The sequence below is a fragment of the Kitasatospora sp. NPDC059817 genome (assembly GCF_042731835.1).
Taxonomy (GTDB): Bacteria; Actinomycetota; Actinomycetes; order Streptomycetales; family Streptomycetaceae; genus Kitasatospora.
The window spans coordinates 1-18524 of the sequence record NZ_JBHWIR010000027.1; the positions used below are offsets into that span (position 1 = coordinate 1).

General features: G+C 74.5%; 7 protein-coding genes. 1 reads left to right on the forward strand and 6 read right to left on the reverse strand.

Annotated features, from left to right (window positions below):
* Positions 1–640 (reverse strand): sigma-70 family RNA polymerase sigma factor (locus ACFV61_RS08760; protein ID WP_380490772.1); only part of this gene is annotated, 640 nt, incomplete at its 3' end.
* Between the two features lie 217 nt (positions 641–857).
* Complete coding sequence (locus tag ACFV61_RS08765) at positions 858–1208, reverse strand: hypothetical protein (RefSeq protein WP_063350555.1); 351 nt, start codon at positions 1206–1208, stop codon at positions 858–860.
* 616 nt (positions 1209–1824) lie between these two features.
* Here ACFV61_RS08765 and ACFV61_RS08770 point away from each other — a divergent pair.
* Positions 1825–3159, forward strand: coding sequence for a MinD/ParA family protein (locus ACFV61_RS08770; protein ID WP_380490774.1), 1335 nt, complete (start codon positions 1825–1827; stop codon positions 3157–3159).
* 334 nt (positions 3160–3493) lie between these two features.
* On the opposite strand, the gene ACFV61_RS08775 is transcribed toward ACFV61_RS08770, so the two are convergent.
* The 4 genes from ACFV61_RS08775 to ACFV61_RS08790 form a co-directional block, all read right to left on the reverse strand.
* Complete coding sequence (locus tag ACFV61_RS08775) at positions 3494–4786, reverse strand: S8 family serine peptidase (RefSeq protein WP_380490776.1); 1293 nt, start codon at positions 4784–4786, stop codon at positions 3494–3496.
* Positions 4783–8220, reverse strand: coding sequence for a right-handed parallel beta-helix repeat-containing protein (locus ACFV61_RS08780; RefSeq protein ID WP_380490778.1), 3438 nt, complete (start codon positions 8218–8220; stop codon positions 4783–4785). Before ACFV61_RS08780 ends, ACFV61_RS08775 begins: the two co-directional genes overlap by 4 nt.
* Positions 8221–8284: 64 nt before the next feature.
* Positions 8285–9682 (reverse strand): hypothetical protein, encoded by a 1398-nt coding sequence (locus ACFV61_RS08785; protein WP_380490780.1) that lies wholly within the window; start codon positions 9680–9682, stop codon positions 8285–8287.
* 207 nt (positions 9683–9889) lie between these two features.
* Positions 9890–18448, reverse strand: coding sequence for a hypothetical protein (locus tag ACFV61_RS08790; RefSeq protein ID WP_380490782.1), 8559 nt, complete (start codon positions 18446–18448; stop codon positions 9890–9892).
* Positions 18449–18524: the final 76 nt, after the last annotated feature.

Genomic DNA, 18524 nt, shown 5'->3' on the forward strand with positions numbered 1-18524 from the left:
CCGGGCCGTAGCCGTGCTCCGCCGCGAGGACCGGGCGCAGCGCCCGGATCGCGTAGAAGTTGCGGGACTTGACCGTCCCCGGCGGCACCCCGAGCCGGGCCGCCGCCTCCACCACCGAGCGGTCCCGCAGGTGCAGTTCGACCAGCACCTCGCGGTGGTGCTTCTGCACCCGGCGCAGGGCCAGCGCGATGTCCCGGGCGACGACCACCTGCTCGTACGGGTCCTCGGCGAGCGGACGGTCCTCCAGCGGCTCGCCGATCACCTCCTTGGCGCGGGCGGCGGCCATCCGGTAGTGGTCGATCGCGATCCGCCGGGCCACCGTGAACAGCCAGGGGCGGCTCTGCTCGGCACCGGCCGCCAGCGCCTCGGGGTGCTGCCAGGCGCGCAGCAGGGTCTCCTGGAGGATGTCCTCGGCCTTGCCCCGGTCGCCGCCGGTGGCACGCAGCAGCGCGCGCAGCAGGTAGCCGCCGTGCAGCCGGTGGATCTCGGCGAGCGTGTCCGGGTCGAGGGTCGGGCGGGCCGCCTTCGGCGTGCCGGGCGCGGGGGCGGATCCCGTGGTGGCCGACGGGTCCGTGCCGGCCGGCGGGCCGACGGGCGGCTGGGCGACGGACGTGGGCTGGGCGACGGGCTGCTTCGACACGCGCGGCCTCTCAGATCGGGCAAGGGCAGGGCGACACACCGACCGGACTTCCCCGGCGGCTACAAGCAGCAGACTGCCCGCAGCCGCCAAGGCCGCACCAACGATCCGCCAACGCCCCGGCCCCGCACGGCCGGGCCGCAGGCCAGGACTCCGCACGGCCACCTCCCGGCCATCTTGCGGCCATCCAGCGCCCATCCCGTGGCCACCAGGCCGCCCCTCAGGCCTCGTTGAGCACGCGCACCAGCTCCTGGACCCCGTCCTCCCCCCGGTGCTCGATCAGCACCGCGACCCAGGTCGCCAGCTGCTCCCGCTCCACCGCCGACCAGGCCGGTGCCGAGGGGTGCTCGTCGACCACCAGCGCCGCCGCCAGCTCCCGCAGCCCCGGTGCGGGCTCCGGCCTCCACCGCTCGGTCGGCAGCGCCCGCAGGGCGAGCCGCCGGGCGGCGGCGGTCACCTCCTCCGCCGTGCCCTCGGGCACCACCAGCGCGGGTGGCCCGGGCCTGCTCGGCTCCTCCTGCCGTACCAGCGCCGCGACGACCTCGCGCACGTCCGGCCCGTCCGGATCCATCGTTGTCCCTCCCCCATCCCGTCCCACGGGAGTCACGCCGGCTGCTCCTGCATGGCACTCGTTCCGCATCGAGTGCCATCCGAAGACGGTATCTACTGACAGCCGGTCCAGCAGAGGGTTTTCCGGTACGGCCGGGCAGCTGCCGCTCAGCTGCCGCCCGGACACCGGTTCGGCCGGCGACGAGGCCCGAACGAGAGGACCTAGCCGACCGGCCGGTGCTCGGGGGTGCAGGCCGGGCGGCCGATGCGGTGGGGGGTGGTGCCCATCAGGTCCTCCAAGCGCGGGGGAGGCACAGTGCGCGCCCCGACCCGCTCAACGGGCCGTCCGCCGGGGGCGGTTCACCCTGCCCCGGCGACGGCGCCGGGTGAACCGGAACCGGCCCGTCGTCCGTAGACGTCGCCCGGCTCCACCGGGCCGTGCTGGGCCGCGCACGGCCGGGAGCCCCTTCCCGAGGGGGGTGGGACGCGAGCGGGCCGCAGCGTCCCGCGCTCCCGTTGAACGGTGCTCCCGGCCCGGGCCGTTGAACCGATCGGACGGCCCCGTACCCGGCCGGCGCGGGGGGCGCCGGAATCCGGTGCACCAGACAGGGCCGACACGGCGAGCAGGAGGCGAACACATGGCGGCCGACCACACGCACACCGGGCGGGTGCACCGTCTGACGCAGGGCCCGGACTGGGACCTCGCCCCCGACTACGGCCCCGTCCTCCCGGCGGCCGGCGCCCTGGCCGTCGCAACGGCGACCATCCCGAGCGCCGTCCCCAGTGCCGCGCCGGTCGCCATCCCCAGTTCCGGGCCGAGCGCCGCGCCGAGCGCCGTCCCCGCTGCCGGGCCGAGTGCCGCGCCGCCCGCCGGACACCTCGCCGGGCCGGACTGGCAGCAGCCACTGGATGTGCTCGGGACGGTCCTGGTGCCCCCGCAGGCGCGGCCGGCCCCGGCCGCGCTGCCCCCGGAGCCGTTCGCCCTGCTGCCGCAGCTCCCCCAGGCCGCGCTTCCGGCCATACCGGCCATGTCTGCCCCACTGGCCCCGCACTCCGCGCCGCCGCAGGCCCCCGCCGCACGGCGGGGCCGCCGCACCCTGGGCCTGCCCGCCGGCCTGGGCCTCGGCCGGGGAGAGCGGGAACGGGAACGGGAACGGCTGACGGCGGCCATCCGCACCCCGCTGCACCGCTCCTTCCGGATCGCGGTGATCGGCCTCAAGGGCGGTGTCGGCAAGACCTCGACGACCCTGGCGCTCGGCTCCGTCCTCGCCGAGATCCGCGCCGACAAGGTGGTCGCCGTCGACGCCAACCCGGACACCGGCACCCTCAGCAAGCGGGTCCACCGGGAGACCGGGGCCACCGTCCACGACATGCTCGCCGCCGAGGCCACCATCACCGGCTACATGGACGTCCGCCGCTTCACCTCGCTCACCCCCAGCGGGCTGGAGGTCCTGGCCAACGACTCGGACCCGGCGATCGCCAACAGCTTCAGCGGCGAGCACTACCGGCGGCTCGTCGACCTGCTCGCCCGGCAGTACCCGATCATCCTCGCCGACTGCGGCACCGGCCTGCTGCACAGCTCCATGCGCGCCGTCCTCGACCTCGCCGACCAGCTGGTCATCACCGCCACCACCAGCATCGACGGCGCGAGCAGCGCCGACGCCACCCTGGAGTGGCTGTACACCAACGGCTACGGCTCGCTGGCGCAGCGCAGCGTGACCCTGATCTCCAGCGTCCGCAGCAGCGGCCGGACGATCCGGGTGGAGGAACTCGTCGCCCACTTCGAGAACCGCTGCCGCGGCGTCGTGGTCCTCCCCTTCGACGAACACCTGGCTCTGGGCGGGGAGTTCGACCCGGCCAAGCTGCGCCCCAAGACCCGCCGCGCCTACCTCGACCTCACCGCCCTGGTCGCCGAGGGCATGCACTTCGCCCCGCCCGCCGCCGGCCCCCACGCCGCCGCCGCACTCCACTAGGGCGTGTCTGACAATTCCCGCCGGGCGCGCGGCGCCAGGCATCCCGCCTGAACGCACCGGCGAAACGTCCAAGTACGACCCAGTACGAGGACGCTTCGCCGGCACGCCCAGCCGGGCGCCCAACACCGCGCGCTGATCCGCCGCGAATTGTCAGACACGCCCAAGCCCGGATCGAGCAGCCCGGCGGCTCCACGGCGCGGGCGGCACCACCGCCCGGTGGCGGGCAGCGTCCGCCACCGGCCGGACAGGGCCTGAACGCCCCGCCCGTGTCGGTGGCACGGGCGGCCCCGCACCGCCGTGCCGGCCCAGGGCGCGGAGGGCTCCCGGCGGCCCGTCAGACCGACCAGCGGCCAGGGCGCCAGGCCCGGCGGCGGCCCGTCGCGCAGACCACGGCGGTGCCGACGACCAGGGTGACGCCGGCGATGATCCCGCCGGCGATCAGGGTGGCCTGCCGGGCGGCGGGGTCGGGGGGCGGGGGCTGGACCAGGGACACCGCCAGGGCGGGCCCGGGGGTGGCCGGGGGCCCGTCCTGGAGGGGGGCGCTGAGGGCGGCCAGGGGGTCGACGGTCCCGTACCCGAGGTGCGGGTCGGGCAGGGCGGTGCCGGGGTGGTAGGCGGTGGCCCGGAGCCGCTCGGCGAGCCGGGCCGGGGTGAGGTCGGGCCGGTAGCCGAGGGCGAGGGCGGCGGTGCCGGCCGCCAGGGCGGTGGCGAAGCTGGGCCCGGCGGCGGTGAAGTAGCCCTTGCCGCCGGGGCCGACGCTCAGCACCGCGTCGCCCGGGGCGACCAGGTCGACCCGGACCGCGTCCGCCGCACCGCTGGGCGGGGCGCCGTTGGGCGCCAGGTCGGAGACCGCCAGGACGTCCGGGAGGGCGGCCGGGTAGGCCGCTACGGGGGGCGAGTTCGGGGAGGACTGGGAACTGCCGCCGCCGTCGGGGGCGGCCGGAGCGATCACCAGGGCGCCCTTGCCGCCGGCGTAGCGGACGGCGTCGCCGAGTTCGGCCTCGCCCGTCGACAGCGCCAGACCGACGGCGATGATCCGGGCACCGCCGTCGGCCGCGTCCCGGATGCCCTTGGCCAGCAGGGCCGGGGTGGTGTTCCCCACGTCGTCGGTGACGGCCACGCCGAGGATCCGCGCCTCGGGGGCGAGACCGGCGAAGCCGATCCCGTCCTGGCGCCGGGCGGCGATCAGCCCGGCGAGGAAGGTGCCGTGGCCGACGCAGTCGCGGGTGGAGTCGCCGGGGCCGTACTCACGCGGCCCCGGCGTGAGGCGGCCCTCCAGGACCCCGGACGCCGGGTCGACCCCGGAGCCGACCACGGCGACGGTCACGCCAGCACCGCGGCTGAGCTGCCAGGCGGCCTCGGGCCGCAGGTAGGTCTGCGCCCACGGGGTCCGGTCGGTGCCCTTGTCGGAGGGCTTGACGCAGCCGTCCGGCCGTCCGGCACCCCGGTTCTGGCCGATGACGGGCAGCGCGGCCGGATCGGCCGCGCCCGAGGTGGCGGCCGGCGTCGGGGCGGAGGTCGCGGCGGGCCTCGGGGCGGCCCAGGCGGGGGCGGCCGGGACCAGCAGGGCGCCGCAGCAGAGCGCGGCCGCGGCGGCCCGGGCCGGGCGGCCCGGTGCGCCGGTCACACCGCGCTCCCCTGCGGCAGCCCGGGGATGTCCTGGGGCAGCAGCAGGCTGAGTTCGGACAGGTCGCCGACGTCGAGCCGGGCGAGCCGCCCCGCCTGGCGGGTGACCATCGCCTCCAGCGTCTGCCGGGCGAAGCGGCCGTTGCCGAAGTTGCGGTCCCGGGGGACGGCCGCGCACAGCTCGCCGAGGAGGGCCAGGGTCTCCGGTGCGCAGACGTAGCCGGCCTCCTCCGCCTGGCGGCGCACGATGGTGACGAGTTCGTCCGCGCTGTAGTGGTCGAAGGCGATCTGCTGGGGGAACCGGGAGGCCAGACCGGGGTTGGAGCTCAGGAAGCCCTGCATCTCCTCCTGGTAGCCGGCCACGATCACCACGACCTCGTCGCGGTGGTCCTCCATCAGTTTCATCAGGGTGTCCACCGCCTCCTGGCCGAAGTCGCCGCTCGCGGCGCCGCCGCGCGGGGTGAGGGTGTAGGCCTCGTCGATGAACAGCACGCCGCCCCGGGCGCGTTCGAAGGCGTCCCGGGTGAGCTGGGCGGTGTGCCCGATGTAGCGGCCGACCAGGTCGGCCCGGGCGGTCTCGACCAGCTGGCCGCGCGGCAGCACGCCGAGTTCGGCGAGCAGCGCCCCGTAGAGCCGGGCGATGGTGGTCTTGCCGGTGCCGGGCGGGCCGGCGAAGACCAGGTGGTGGCTGATCCGGGCGGTGGGCAGGCCGGCCTCCTCCCGGCGGCGGGCCTGGGTGATCAGGTTGACCAGGTTCTCGACCTGCTCCTTGGCGGCGGTGAGGCCGACCATGGCGCGCAGTTGGTCGAGCAGGTCGCTGCCGCCTTCGGCGCCCGGTCCGCCGGCCGCGGCCGCGCGGGCCGCGTCGGAGTGCTCCTCGCCGAGGTCCTCGGGCAGCAGTCGGGCGAGGTCGGCGTCGGTGATGTCGGCCAGCTCGGCCAGCCGGGAGGCCTGACGGTCCACCATCTCCTCGAACACCTTGCGGGCGGCGCGGCCGTTGCCGAAGTCGGCGCCCTTGGGCATCCGCGTGAAGTGCGTGCCGAGCACCTCCCGGGTGGCGTCGGCGAGTTCGTAGCCGTGCCCGACCGCGGCCCGCTCGACGATGGTGACCAGTTCCTCCGCCGAGTAGTTGCGGAAGTCCACGGTGCGGCTGAACCGGGAGGCGAGGCCGGGGTTGGAGCCGAGGAAGGAGCGCATCTCGTCCGAGTACCCGGCGACGATCACCACCACGTCGTCGCGGTGGTCCTCCATCAGTTTGACCAGGGTGTCGATGGCCTCGCGGCCGAAGTCCGGCCCGGTGCCGCCGCCGGATCCGGCGGACAGCGTGTACGCCTCGTCGATGAACAGCACGCCGCCGAGCGCCGACTGGAACACCTCGGTGGTCTTGATCGCCGTGCCGCCGACGATGGACGCCACCAGGTCGGCCCGGGCGACCTCGGTGAGGTGGCCGCTGCGCAGCACGCCGAGTTCGGCGAGGATCGCCCCGTAGAGGCGGGCGACGGTGGTCTTGCCGGTGCCGGGCGGGCCCGCGAAGATCAGGTGCCGGCCCATCGGCAGGGCCGGCATCCCGGCCTGTTCGCGGCGCCGGGCCAGCTTGTTGAGGTTGACCAGGGTGGCGACCTGTTCCTTGACCCCCTCCAGGCCGACCAGCGCCTGGAGGGCCGCCTGCGGACCCTCGGGCTCGGGCGGCGGCAGGTCGTCGGCCGGGCGCTCGGCCTCGGCCTCGGCGCCGTCGGCCTCGGGCGCGCCGGCCGGGCGGGCGGCGGCCGGGTGGTCGTCGGCGCCGGCGGTCGCGGTGCCGTGGCTGTCGGCCCGCCCGTTGTCCCGGCTGGTCAGGTTCTCCACCGAGAGCCGCTCGCTGGGCCTGGTCTGGCACAGGCCCGAGCCGCGGTTGCCGGTGACGGTGCAGCCGGTGATCCGGATCGGCTCCTCGGACTCGGCGCGCAGCCCGTCCCGGGTGTTGCCCACCAGCTCGCAGCCGGTCAGGGCGGCCCGGCTGCCGGCGGCCAGCAGCACGCCGTGCCGGCGGTTGCCGTGCACCCGGGAACGGGCCATGGTCAGCTCGCCGCCGTCCTCGACCACGATCCCGTCGCCGGTGCACTCGGCCACGTCGCAGTCGCGGAGCGAGGCGACGCCGCCCGGACCGACCTCGATCCCCGGGGTCCCTGCGGTCTTGGCCGTCCCCGGCGCGCCGGTCGCGGCGGTACCGCGGACCGTGGTGCCACCGACCTGGGTGTTGCCGCCGTCGGCCACCAGCAGCGCGGCCCGGCCGGTCGCACCCAGCACGCAGGACTCCAGCCGCCCGCGGCCCTCCCGCAGCACCTCGACGCCGTGGCCGCGCACGTCGGCGATGTCCAGTCGGCGCAGCAGCGGGTTGGCACCGTCCCGCACGCTCACCCCGGCGCCTCCCGCGCCGCGCACCTCCAGCCGGTCGAACTCGGCGGCGCTCTCGCCGACCAGTTCCACCGCCGCCTCGCCGCTGTCGCCGACCGCCGTCCGGGTCAGCGACGGGCTGGAGGACTCGTCCACCACGATCCCGGCCGCCTCCGCGCCGGCCACCTCGCACTCCTCGAAGGTGCCCCGGGAGCGGCCGGTGACGTGGATGCCGTGGCCCTTGGTGCGCATCGTGCGGCAGCGCCGCACCACCGGGTCGGTGCCGCCGGTGAGGACCAGGCCGTGGCCCCGGGTGGCGCTGACCGTGCAGTCCTCCAGCAGCACCTGGGCGGTCGAACTCAGGTAGATGCCGATCGAGGCGTCCCGGACGGTGGTGCGCAGCACCCTGGTCGTGCTGTTCTCCTCCAGCGCGATGCCGGGCTTGTCGGTGGCGGAGATCTCGCAGTCCTCGATCGAGCCGCGGCCCTCGCCGTTGGCGCACACCCCGTTGCCCCGGGCGTCGCGCAGCACGCAGCCCCGGATCACGGGGTTGGCCCGCTCGCCGATCACCACGGCGGAGCTGCCGAGGTGCTCGACCACGCAGTCCTCGATCACGCTGGAGCCGGTGGAGGTCTCCACGATGCCGGCCCCGGCCGGGTTGACGACCCGGCAGCCGCGCATCGCCAGGGCGCCCTGCTGCCGGGTGAGCACGGCCGTCCAGGAGTTGCCCGCCACCTCGCAGTCCTCCAGGGCTGCCTGGCCGCGCGGGACGTCGACGGTGGGCAGTTCCTCGTCCTGGCCCTGGAGCACCAGCCCGGTCAGCTGGACGGCCTCGGCCACCACCTGCACCACCGCGCCCCGCCGCGGCGAGATCCGGACGCTGCCCCGGGCCTCCTCGGCGGTGATGGTCACCATCTTGGTGATCACCAGGTTCTCCTCGTAGCGGCCCGGGCGGACGCTGATCACCGTGCCGCTGCGGGCCGCCTCCAGCGCGGCGCCGATCGTGCGGTAGCCACCGCCGTCGCGCTGCTCCGCACTGACCGTCAGCACATGGCGGGTCATGGTGCGTTCTCCTCCGTCGTTCTTGGCTGTCGTGCCGGTGCTGCCGTACGTCGGTGCAGCGGGGTCACCCGGTGCAGTTGGCCCGGATCGCGGACGCGGCGTGGTGGGCGAAGGTCTGCTTGTCGCTGCCCTGCCAGTCCTGGCCGCGGTCGTGCAGCGTCACGGCGAGCTTGCCGCCGTTGAGCTGGAAGGGGCCGACCGTGACCCACTGGCCCCGGTTGCCGACCTGGTTGACGTTGAACGAGCCCGACCCCGAACCGCTCTGCACCGTGTAGAGGGACGACGTTCCGCCGACCGCCTTGATGTCCCCGCTGTTCGGCACGTACACCGCCAGCTTGCAGGTGCCGGTGGTGACCGACCCCGTGGAGAACGTCCAGACCACCGAGTTGTCGTGGTCCTTGTTGGCGTCACCCGACATCGGCATCGAGTAGTAGCCGCCGTTGCAGCCGTCCCCCGAGTAGCCGCCGGAGTTGTTCCGCCAGCCCTCCTGGCCCTTGTCGTACCAGCCGCGCGCCTGCGCGCCCCCGCCGCTGCACCCCGGGCCCGCCACCGCGGCGAAGCTCGGCGCCGGCGGCGGGGCCGGCTGCGCGGGCTTGGCAGGGGGCTGGGCGGGCGCGGACGGCGCCGGCTGCTGGGCGGCGGCGGGCGGCGGCGGGGGCGGGGTCTGCGTCGTGGGCGGGGTCTGCGGGGCTCCGCCTCCGCCTCCCGCTGCGGCACCACCACCACCGCCGCCGCCACCGCCGCCACCGCCCTGGTTGGCCGGTGCACCACCGCCCGTGTTCTTGCCCGCGTCCGGCTTCCCGCTGGTCGACGGCGCACCGCCGCCCGCCGGGACCCGACCCGCGAACGGTACGGCCTGGCCGCCGCCCTGGTCCGGCACGGCACCGCCGGCCGCGGCGGCCGCCCCACCGGCCGCAGCCGCGCCGGCGTCACCGGGCGGCGGGCCCTCGACCGGCTGAGCGACCTGCACGGGCTGCTCGCCCACCGGGTTCCCCGGAGCGTCGGCACCCGGGACGAACCCGTTACCGCCGTCCTGCTGCGTGTACCCGGCCGGCGGCGGACCGTCCGCACCGGACGGACCGGGGTCGTCCCCGCCGAACTTCGCGATGCCCAGCGGCACCCCGACCAGTACCAGGCCCGCGATCACGGCCGCGGCCACCATCGGCCGCGAGATCCGGCGCGGCCCGACGCCCTCCTCCTCGGCCGGGGACGGGCCCGGGACGGCGGTCACACCGGCGGGCGCCTCCGCAGCCGCGGCAGCAGCGCCCGTGGCAGGCTTCGCGGCCTCGACGGCGGGCACGGCGCCGGCGGCGGGCACCGCCGCGGGCTCGACCTCGGCAGGCTCCGCCTTCGCGGGCTCGGCCTTGGCGGGCTCCGCCTTCGCGGACGCGGCGCTCGCGGACGCAGTGCTCGCGGACGATGCCGGGCGGGCCTCCAACTCCTCGGGCACGACCCATGCCACGGCGGGTAGCTGGATCCCGCCGCCCTCCGCCCCTTCCGTCCGACTCCCCCGGCCGCTCCGGTCCTTGCCCACCCTGGCCCCCTGGCCCTCGATGACGATGCTCGGCAGGGACGGCCGCCGGTCGGCCCCGGTCGAGGCGGCCGAACGGCACGTCCACCCGTCTTGACGGACGCGAGGTGCCCGGAGGTTCAGCTGCGGACGAACTCGTCAGCCCTTCGGCTTCCGGTCCTTGCTCTGGCCACGGCCTTTTCGGGGGCCTCCCCGGCCCCGGCCGTGCCCGGGCCCCTGGTTGCTCCCGCCGGCCGGGGTCGACCCGGATCCGCCGGTGGGCTGCGGGGGCGTGGTCGTTTGCGGGGCAGTGCTCGACTGCGGGGCGGTGGAGGTTTGCGGAGTGGTGGTGGTCGGCGGAGTGGTGGTGGACTGCCCGGAGGCCGTCCCCTTGGTGTCCTTCGGGGCCGAGCTCGACGACTCGTCGGCGTCCTCGAATTCGGAACCCGTATCGGTGTCGGCGGCGGGGTCGGAGTCGGAGATGTACGGCTCGTCATGACTGCCCATTCCGGGCGAGAAGCCCTGGGGGGCGACGATCACACCGTCGACGAAGTCGAGCTTCGCCGTGCCGCCCTTGATGGGCACGTCGGTCCCGGTGATCTTCGCCGTCAGGTCGGCCATCGCCTCCTTGTGCTGCGTGATGCAGTTCGGTGCCGCCCAGCCGCCGAAGATCTTTCCGTGGGTACCACCCGTCACCACGACGAAGCCGAGGTCCTTCGCGATGTGCTTGTTGAAGATGGCATGGCCCCAGTGGCACGCCATGCAGTCGCGCTTCCTGCCACCGATCGGCCACGGCGTGAGCCCCAGCTGGTCGGCCCTTCCCTTGCCCTTCTCCTCGGCCGTCGGCCCACTCCCGCGGCTGGGCGCGTCGCCGTCCGAGTCCTCGCTGTCAGAGTCCTCGCCGTCCGTCTTCTCGTCGTCCGTCTTCTCGGCGTCGGAGTCCTCGCCGTCCTTCTTCTCGCCGTCCTTCTTCTGCCCCTCCTCCGTCGCGTCGTCCTTCGCCTCGGCTTCCTGCGTCCCCTCGCTCGCCGCCTTCGCCTTCTCGGCCTCCTCCGTCTCCTTCTTCTTGGCCTCTTCCGCCGCCTTCGCCTCTTCCGCCGCCTTCGCCGCCTTCGCGGCCTCGAACTTCGCCCGCATCCGCGTCTCGACCTCGTTCAGGAGGTCCATCTCACCGTGGAGGCATCCCGTGTCCTTGTCCCTCTCGTTGGGGTGCCACACGATCTTGTTCGGGTCCTTCAGCGCCTCGCGGACCGCATCGAATCCTCCGCCGTGGTCGTCGAAGCCCAGGAAGTCCTTGTCCCGGTACTTCCCGTCCCGAATCTCGCGGAGCTTCCCCAGGTCGTGGTTCCTACCGTCCTGGCCCTCCGGCGTGTCGAGGCTCCTCAGACGGTTGGTCGCATCCGTCCTCTTCTGCTTCTTCATTCCGGAGTTACCCGCGACATGGACCGCGCCGTCAATGACGGTCAGGGCGAGGTGCGGCGTGCCGATGACCTTGAAATTCTCGCCATTGCCGTACCGGTCGACGTCCATCATGACTCGCGCCATCCGGTCCAGGGAGCGGCCGAAGGCTCCGCGCAGCGAGTCGGTCTCCTGTCCCAAGGGTGCGTCAAGGCTGGGCGCGCGCAGGTCGAGAGGCTGCTCGGAGCCGGCTTCGCCGGGCGTTCCCTTGACGATGTAGAGCTGCCCGTCCCTTTCGACCACGCGCGCGATCTGGCTGCCCGACTGCGAGGTCGAGCGGGGCCCCCTGTTCCCTCCCGTCGCCACGGTTCCACGCCCACGACCAGCCCCGGGCACCGCAGCAGCATCGGCGCTAGCCGCACGACCACGCCCACGACCGGCCCCGGGCGGCACCGCATCGGTGTTGGTCCCACGACCACGCCCACGACCAGCCCCGGGCGGCACCGCAGCAGCATCGGTGTTGGCCCCACGACCACGCCCAGCCTGGGTTCCGCCGCCGGAGCCGTTCCCGCCCCCCGCTCCGTTGTTCGGCCCCCGCGACTTCGGCGGGGCCGCAGCAGCCGAACTGCTGCCGGCTCCGGCGGGGTTGAGGATCTGCTGGATCAGGTCGGCCGCGGACGGCGGCTGCGGCGGTGCGGGCGGCTCAAGGTCCTCGACGTCCCCCTCGCCGTCGACGGCGTGCAGGAACTCGCGGAAACCCTCCAGCATCCCGTTGTCCGCGCGGGTCGCGTGGACCGGGTTGACCGGGCCGGCCTGGGCGGTGTCCGGCTCCTCTCCGAAGAGCCGCTCCAGGATCGGCAGCAGTTCGGGCTGGTGCTCGCGCACCCACCCGGCGCCGTTGTTGCGGGGCAAACGGGTGTCCGGGTCGTTGCCGCGGTTGGTCCCGAGGTACACGTTGGCCAGCTGGGCGAAGAACTCCCGCTCGTCCGAGGACGAGTAGTTGCCGACCAGGTTGCCCTTCTCGTCGTACACCGAGCCGTCGGGCCAGGCCGCGGTCGACCTGGTGTCGAACAGTTGGCTCAGGGTGTCGGCCATGTGGTTGCCCAGGAACACGTCCCGTACGAGTTCGCGCTCCTCGTCGGTCAGGCTGAACTCGTGCAGGGCGTGGGCGAGTTCGTGGGTGGTGGAGGAGTAGCCGTCCGCGAAGCCCGACACCTCGCCGGTGTCGGTGTCGGTGTCCTCACCGATGCTGGTCTCCTCGCCGAGCAGGTTCTCCTCGGTCACCGCGATGCGCTCGCGCTCGGCCGCGCCACGGACGGTCTCCCAACGGCGGCCGCCCTCGCCGACGGTGGTGCCGGCCAGGTGGTGGAAGCCCTCGACCTCGGTCATCGCGACGTCGCGCGGCACGACCACCACGCGTACCTCCCGCAGCAGCAGGCCGGCGGCGACCTCCGGGTTCTGGAGGACCAGCTCCAGCTCGGCGTGCGCCTTCTGCCGCGCCGATACCGGCCGGTGAACCCGGTGGTCGACATCCACCAGCAAGCGGGCGGCCACCGTCGCGAACTCCGCCGAGGACAGCCCGTCCCGCAGAGGCCCGACGAAGTCGGTGTCCGCCGCGAGGGAGCGACGGGTCTCGGGCGAGAGGGAGTCCAGGGTCAGGAGGCGGTCGTGCGGACTCAGCTCCAGGATGTCGGACGCCCTCGGCGGCCCGGCGGGCGGAGGCGGCGGAGGCGGCGTGGGCAGCGTGGGCGCAACCGGCTCCACGTGCTCAGACTCAGGCGCAGGCACCGGCAGAGGCACCGGCACCGGCTCCTGCTCCACGTGCGGCGGAAGCGGCGGCACTACCGGCTCCACATGCGCAGGCGCAGGCGCAGGCACCGGCACCGGCACCGGAGCAGGCACCTGCTCCTGCTCGTGCTCCACACGCGGCGGAGGCGGCGGAGGCGGCGGAGGCAGCGTGGGCACAACCGGCTCCACGTGCTCAGCCGCAGGCACCTGTTCCACGCGCGGCGGAGCGGTATCGGGTACTGGTACGGGTTGCACGCTCCAAGGGCCGGGGCCGAAATCGGCGCCGCCGGTGTAGAGGTCCGTCGCGCCGATCTCGATGACCCGGTTGACCTCGGCCTCGTCGTCCGTGGGGCTGACGCCGAAGCTCAGCAGCACCGGTACGCCGTTCTCGTCCGTCCGGCCGGTGGCGACGGCCACGTGGTTGCCCTGACCGTAGACCACGATGTCGCCCTCGCGGGGCAGCGGGGTGTCGTGGGCGGTCGAGTCGTAGCTGGTCCTGGTGTGCGGGAGCAGGCGGGAGATCAGGTTCTTCGTCCACTGCGGTCCGTCCAGACCGCTCGCGTACGTGTCGTGGATCCACTCCCAGGAGACCAGTCCCTGAGAGTGCGCGGTGAGCAGGACGGACTCCCAGCAGTTGAGCGTGCTGCCGGCCGCGAGCGGCGGCGGCTGGTCCGCCGGGCCGTCCAGTGCCCAGGTGGCGAAGTCCGTCTTCTCCAGGTCGAGCGCACCCGAGGCGCGCCATTCCAGGACGACCCCACGCCGGGCCAGGTCGCGCATGGCGTCCGCGACTTGGCGGCCGCCGTCCGGAACGGGCAGGTCGAACCGGCCGCCGAGGTGGTCGGCGCGCAGCGCGAGCAGGCCGTCGAGGAAGGCCTGCGGCGGCGGGCCCGCGGCGGCTCCGGAGGCGTGGGCTCCGGCGAGGGCGGCGAGCGCGGCGTCGTCGAGCAGCCCGAGCTCGTGCAGTCGGCGACCCGCCGCCAGCACGTCGTCCGGACGGTTCACCGCGCCGGGGCCGATGCTGTCGGTGAGTTCCAGGCCGAGCGTGCGGGCCTGCTCAGGCGACAGCGCCGAGCCCAGGTGCCCGGTCACCGCCCGTACCAGCGGCTCGACGGCCGCCTCGGGTACCGGGCTCTTCAGCGGCGGCGCGTTGCGCAGCCTGACCCGGCGCTCCTCGATCTTTCGGAGCAGCGGCTCGGCCTGCTGCCGTACGGCCTCGGCGTCCACCGGCTCCAGGGCGCCCAGTTCCTCCAGCCGACGGGTCAACTGCAGGACGTCCGAGGGGGCGTTGTTGTGCCGGCCCTCGGCGCCGACGAAGGCCCCCGAGGCCATCCGCAAGCCCGTCCGGTTTCCGGGCACACCCCGGTTGGCCTGCGCCAGCAGGAACTGGGGCGGCTGCGGGGCGGGTTGTTCCTGCTGGTGCTGCGGCTCGGTGTCGGTGTCCTTCGGCGGTTCCGGGGCCTCGGGCTGCTTGGGCTGCTCCTCGGCCCGGTTCTCCTGCTCGGGCTGCTCCTCGGCCTTGTCGTTCTGCTCGGACTGCTCCTCGGCCCGGTTCTCCTGGTGGATCTCCGGCTCGGACTCCTTGGGCTGTTCCTTGGGCTGTTCCTTGGGCTCTTCCGCGTCCTGTTCCTTGGGCTCTTCCTTGTCCTGCCCGGTGGGCTTCGGGGCGGGCGGCTTCAGCTGTCCGGAGGCGCCACCGAGCAGTTCGGCGACCTGCCCCGCGATGTCGTTCGACGCCGGGGCGGCAGGCTTCGGCTCCGCAGGCTTCAGCTCCTCGGGCTTCGGCTCCGCAGGCTTCAGCTCCTCGGGCTTCGGCTCCGCAGGCTTCAGCTCCTCGGGCTTCGGCTCCTCCTCCGTGTCCGGCCGGAGGCTGTACGGGTCGGACGGCCGTCGGCCCGTGCGCCAGTTCTCCTTGGTGAAGTAGGTGTCGTCCGGCCCGGTGTACTCCCGCGTGATCGACTTCTTCGGGATGCCCACCACGACCGGGACGTCACCGGCCACCGTCCGCGGCCGCCACGACCAGGGGCCGGAGCGGTGCCCGAAGGAGATCGTGAACTTCACGTGTCCCTGGAAGCGCACCAGCGGCTCGGGGAACTTGGAGTTGGCCACGGCCCTTTCGGCGAGGGTGCGTTCACCGCCGGTGCGGCGGCCCGCGCCGCCGCCGAAGGTGATCCCGGCCATGATCTTGCCCTTGACCTTGGAGAACTCGACGCCGAGCTGGCCCATCAGCTGGGTCATCCGGGAGGACAGCGCCCGCTCGGTGAAGCGGGTCGCCAGTTCGGCGGACTGGGCGATCTCCGACTTCTTCTCCTCACGCCCCTGGCCGAGGCCGACCAGTTCGGCCTTGACCGTGACGCTGACCGTGTCGAGGACGCCCAGCCGGAGGGTCTTGACCCGCTCCCCTCCCGCCGTCAGGTCCGGGAGGGCGTCGATCAGGGGGCCCCGGTCGAACATCCGCCTGAGCTTGCGCATGGCGGCCGAGTTCTCGTTCAGCCGGAACTCGTTCCGGCCCAGGGTGGTGAGCAGGTTGCGCAGCGAGCCGACGTCGGGCAGGTCGACGACCAGGTCCTCGGAGCGGAGGCCCTCCCAGACCTCCCTGGGCGGCACGGGGTGGGTGATCTCGTTGGTTCCACGCTTCGGCTTGACGGTCTCCCGACCGGGGCGCGGGGCCTGGTAGGAGGCCTCCTCCCGGGTGGTGACCGGCTGCGTGTCGGAGGTCTCCAGCAGGACCTCGAAACCCACCTCGACGGCGACGGTGGCCTGCCGGCGACCCCGCCCCCGCGTCGTCGGCGCGGCGGGCGTGCTCGGGCCGCCGGCGCCGTGCGGGGTGGCCGGGGCGGCGTTCTCCGCGTTGCCGTCCTTGGGAGCCTCCTCCTTCAGGGGCTCCTTTCCGGCCTCCTTCGCGGCCTCCTTCGCCGCCTCCTGGTCCCGCCAGGAGCGGGCCGACTCCTGGATCCGCCGGCCCTGCCGATCGAGTTCGTCTCCGAACGGCTTGGGCAGGGGCGCACCCTCAGGCAGCTTCTCGGTCTCGCGACGGAGCGCCTCCTGGCGAAGGCGCTCGGTCCGCGCCTCCTCGGGGAGCGTGCCGCGGACGGGCCGCGCCGACCCCTTGCGGCGCATCTCGACCTGGATCATCGCGGCGCCCTCGAAGACGCTGCCGGCGACCTTGGTCTTGGTCGCCACACCGGTCCGGCCGACGCCGTCGTGCTCCGCGGTCCGTTCCTGGCCCCGGACGTGGCTCAGAGTGCCGCCGGCCACGACGGCGACGGGCACCGCCCCGAGCGGGTCGGTGGTGCCCACCACCCGCGCGGTGAAGGTCTCGTCGGTGCCCCGGTTCTGGCCGGCCGTCCCGTCGGGGCCGCCGTGGGCGACGCCGCTGCTGCCGCCGGTCGCGAACTCGGTCTCGACCGTGTCGGCGGTGTGCCGCATCTCCCGTACGCCGGCCCAGCGGAGCACGACGGTGCCGCCGGGCACCTTCACGAAGAGCTCCTGGCCGGCCATCAGCGCCCTCAGCCGGGACTGCAGCGCTCCCGGCAGCAGGGCAGGCGCCAACCTCCGCCGGACCCGCCCCCAGCTCGCGCCGTACACCTCCCGTCCGCGGCCGTCGAGCTGGTCCAGCAACGAGGTGCGGACGACCTGGCCGGCGCCCGTCGGCTGGGCGCCGACGGGGGGCTTCGGCGTCCCGTCCTCCTGGCCGGCCGCGCCGCCCTTGGGTTCCGGGGCCCAGACCCGCAGCACCACGTCGGAGCCGCTCAGCACGCCGGAGGAGACGATCCGCTCCGGCACCGAACGGAAGGTGCCGGGGGCCGGGGCGACGCCGGTCTTCGGGTCGATGGGCAGTTCACGGACCGGGAACACGAAGTCCGCCGCGGTGACGGCGGTCGTCCCGCCCGAGGCGTGGGCGAGATTCCGCCGGTCCGACCGGTCGAGCAGCACCTTCGGCAGCGTCGACTTCGCCACGATCTCGATGTCGAAGGCCACGTCACCGGTGAACCGGGCCGCGCGCTCGACCGTCTTCTCCTTCTCGGACCGGCCGGTCACGGCGTCCCGTGTCGCGCCCACCGTCTCCTGCACGGCGGACGACTGGCCGAGCGTCACCGCGACGTACGGGAACTTCCCCTCGATCGCCGCCGCCACGCTGACTCCGCTGCGCACGTCGCGAAGCGCCCCGATGGACGACACCGTCTCACCGCCGCGCTCGAACTCGCACTTCTCGATCAGCTCCTGGTAATCCCGCATGGTCACCTTGGCCCGGGCGACCCGGACCTCGACGGTGAACCCTTGATGCGACACCGAGACGCTCAGGCTGCCTCCGGTGGTGAGGGCCGACAGCCGGGGGCGCAGCGCCGTCTCGTCGAGGCGGGGGGCGAGGGCGGCCTCGACCCAGGCCCAGTGACGGCCGAACAGCGGCTTCAGCTTGGCGCCCACGGCGTCGAGGACGGCCCGCGCGTCCTGCAGTCCCAGCACGGGGTCGGACGGTCCGAGTTCGCCGGTCCGGGACACCCGGGACGGCGGCTGCACGCTGGGCGTCCGGTCCGGCGCGAGGATCGGCTTGGGGGCCTTCGGGAGGAGCGGGATGTTCTCGACGCCCGGCGTCTCCTCGACGACCGGGGCCTCCTCCACCTGCGCGGCCTCGTCGGCGTGCTGGACCTCCTCGCGGTCGAACACCAGGCGGGCCGGGCGAAGACCCTCGCCCTCCGGCGTGCGGTGCGGTGCGGTCAGGGACTGCGGGACGGCCAACAGCGTCCGGACCAGGGCCCGTTGGGGCGCGGTCGAGCCGTCCCCGCCGTTCTCGACGACCTTGAGGTCGAGCTCGACGGTGGCCAGGTAGACGACCATCTTCTCGGCGAACTTCGCGTTGGCGGTACCGCTGACGGAGTCCGCCGCCCGGTCGCCGCTGCGCCACCGGGTGGTACGGCCGGCTCCGCCGGAGGCCGCCATGACGGTGTTGGGGGCCCTGAACTCGGGCCCGCCCTGGAACTGGCCGCCCGCCGCGTGGAAGGAGTTCTCCCGGACGCCGCCGGCATCCGCCCACTCGTTCACGACGTTCAGCTCGGCGTCCTTCTCGAACTCCCGAACGTACTCCAGCTTCTGGACCTTGGCTCCGGCCAGCACCAGGGCGTCCCGCTCGCCGGTCCTGACCAGCAGCGGCGACTGGAGGTCGATGCCGTGGGTCATCCCGGTCAGCAGGGCCCCGAGCCGCTCGCTGCGGAAGGCCCCGCGCACCAACGGGCCGAGCTCGTTCCAGCCCTGAGCACCGAAGGTGCGGCGCCCCAGCGTCTCCAGGACCTCCCTGAGCGGCCCGACGGGCTCGGTGGTGCTCCCGGGAACGTGCGGGACGACATCGAGCACGACCGTGCCCGGCGGCAGTCCGGTCTTGCCCTTCGCCGGGTCGGAACCCCACAGCTCGGGCTTGGGCTCCCGCGCGGGGGAGCCGGGGTCCAGCTCCGGCCCCTGGAGCGGTCCGGGTTCGGCGTCGGGACGGAACGTGCTTTCCGTGCCGCCGGCTTGGCATTCCGCGGTGTCGAAGAGCACCCGGAAGGCCAGCCGTGGGGGGGCCCCCGGCCCGGGCGCCCCGCCCCCGCGGGGCCCCGGGGGCCCGGGGGGGGTG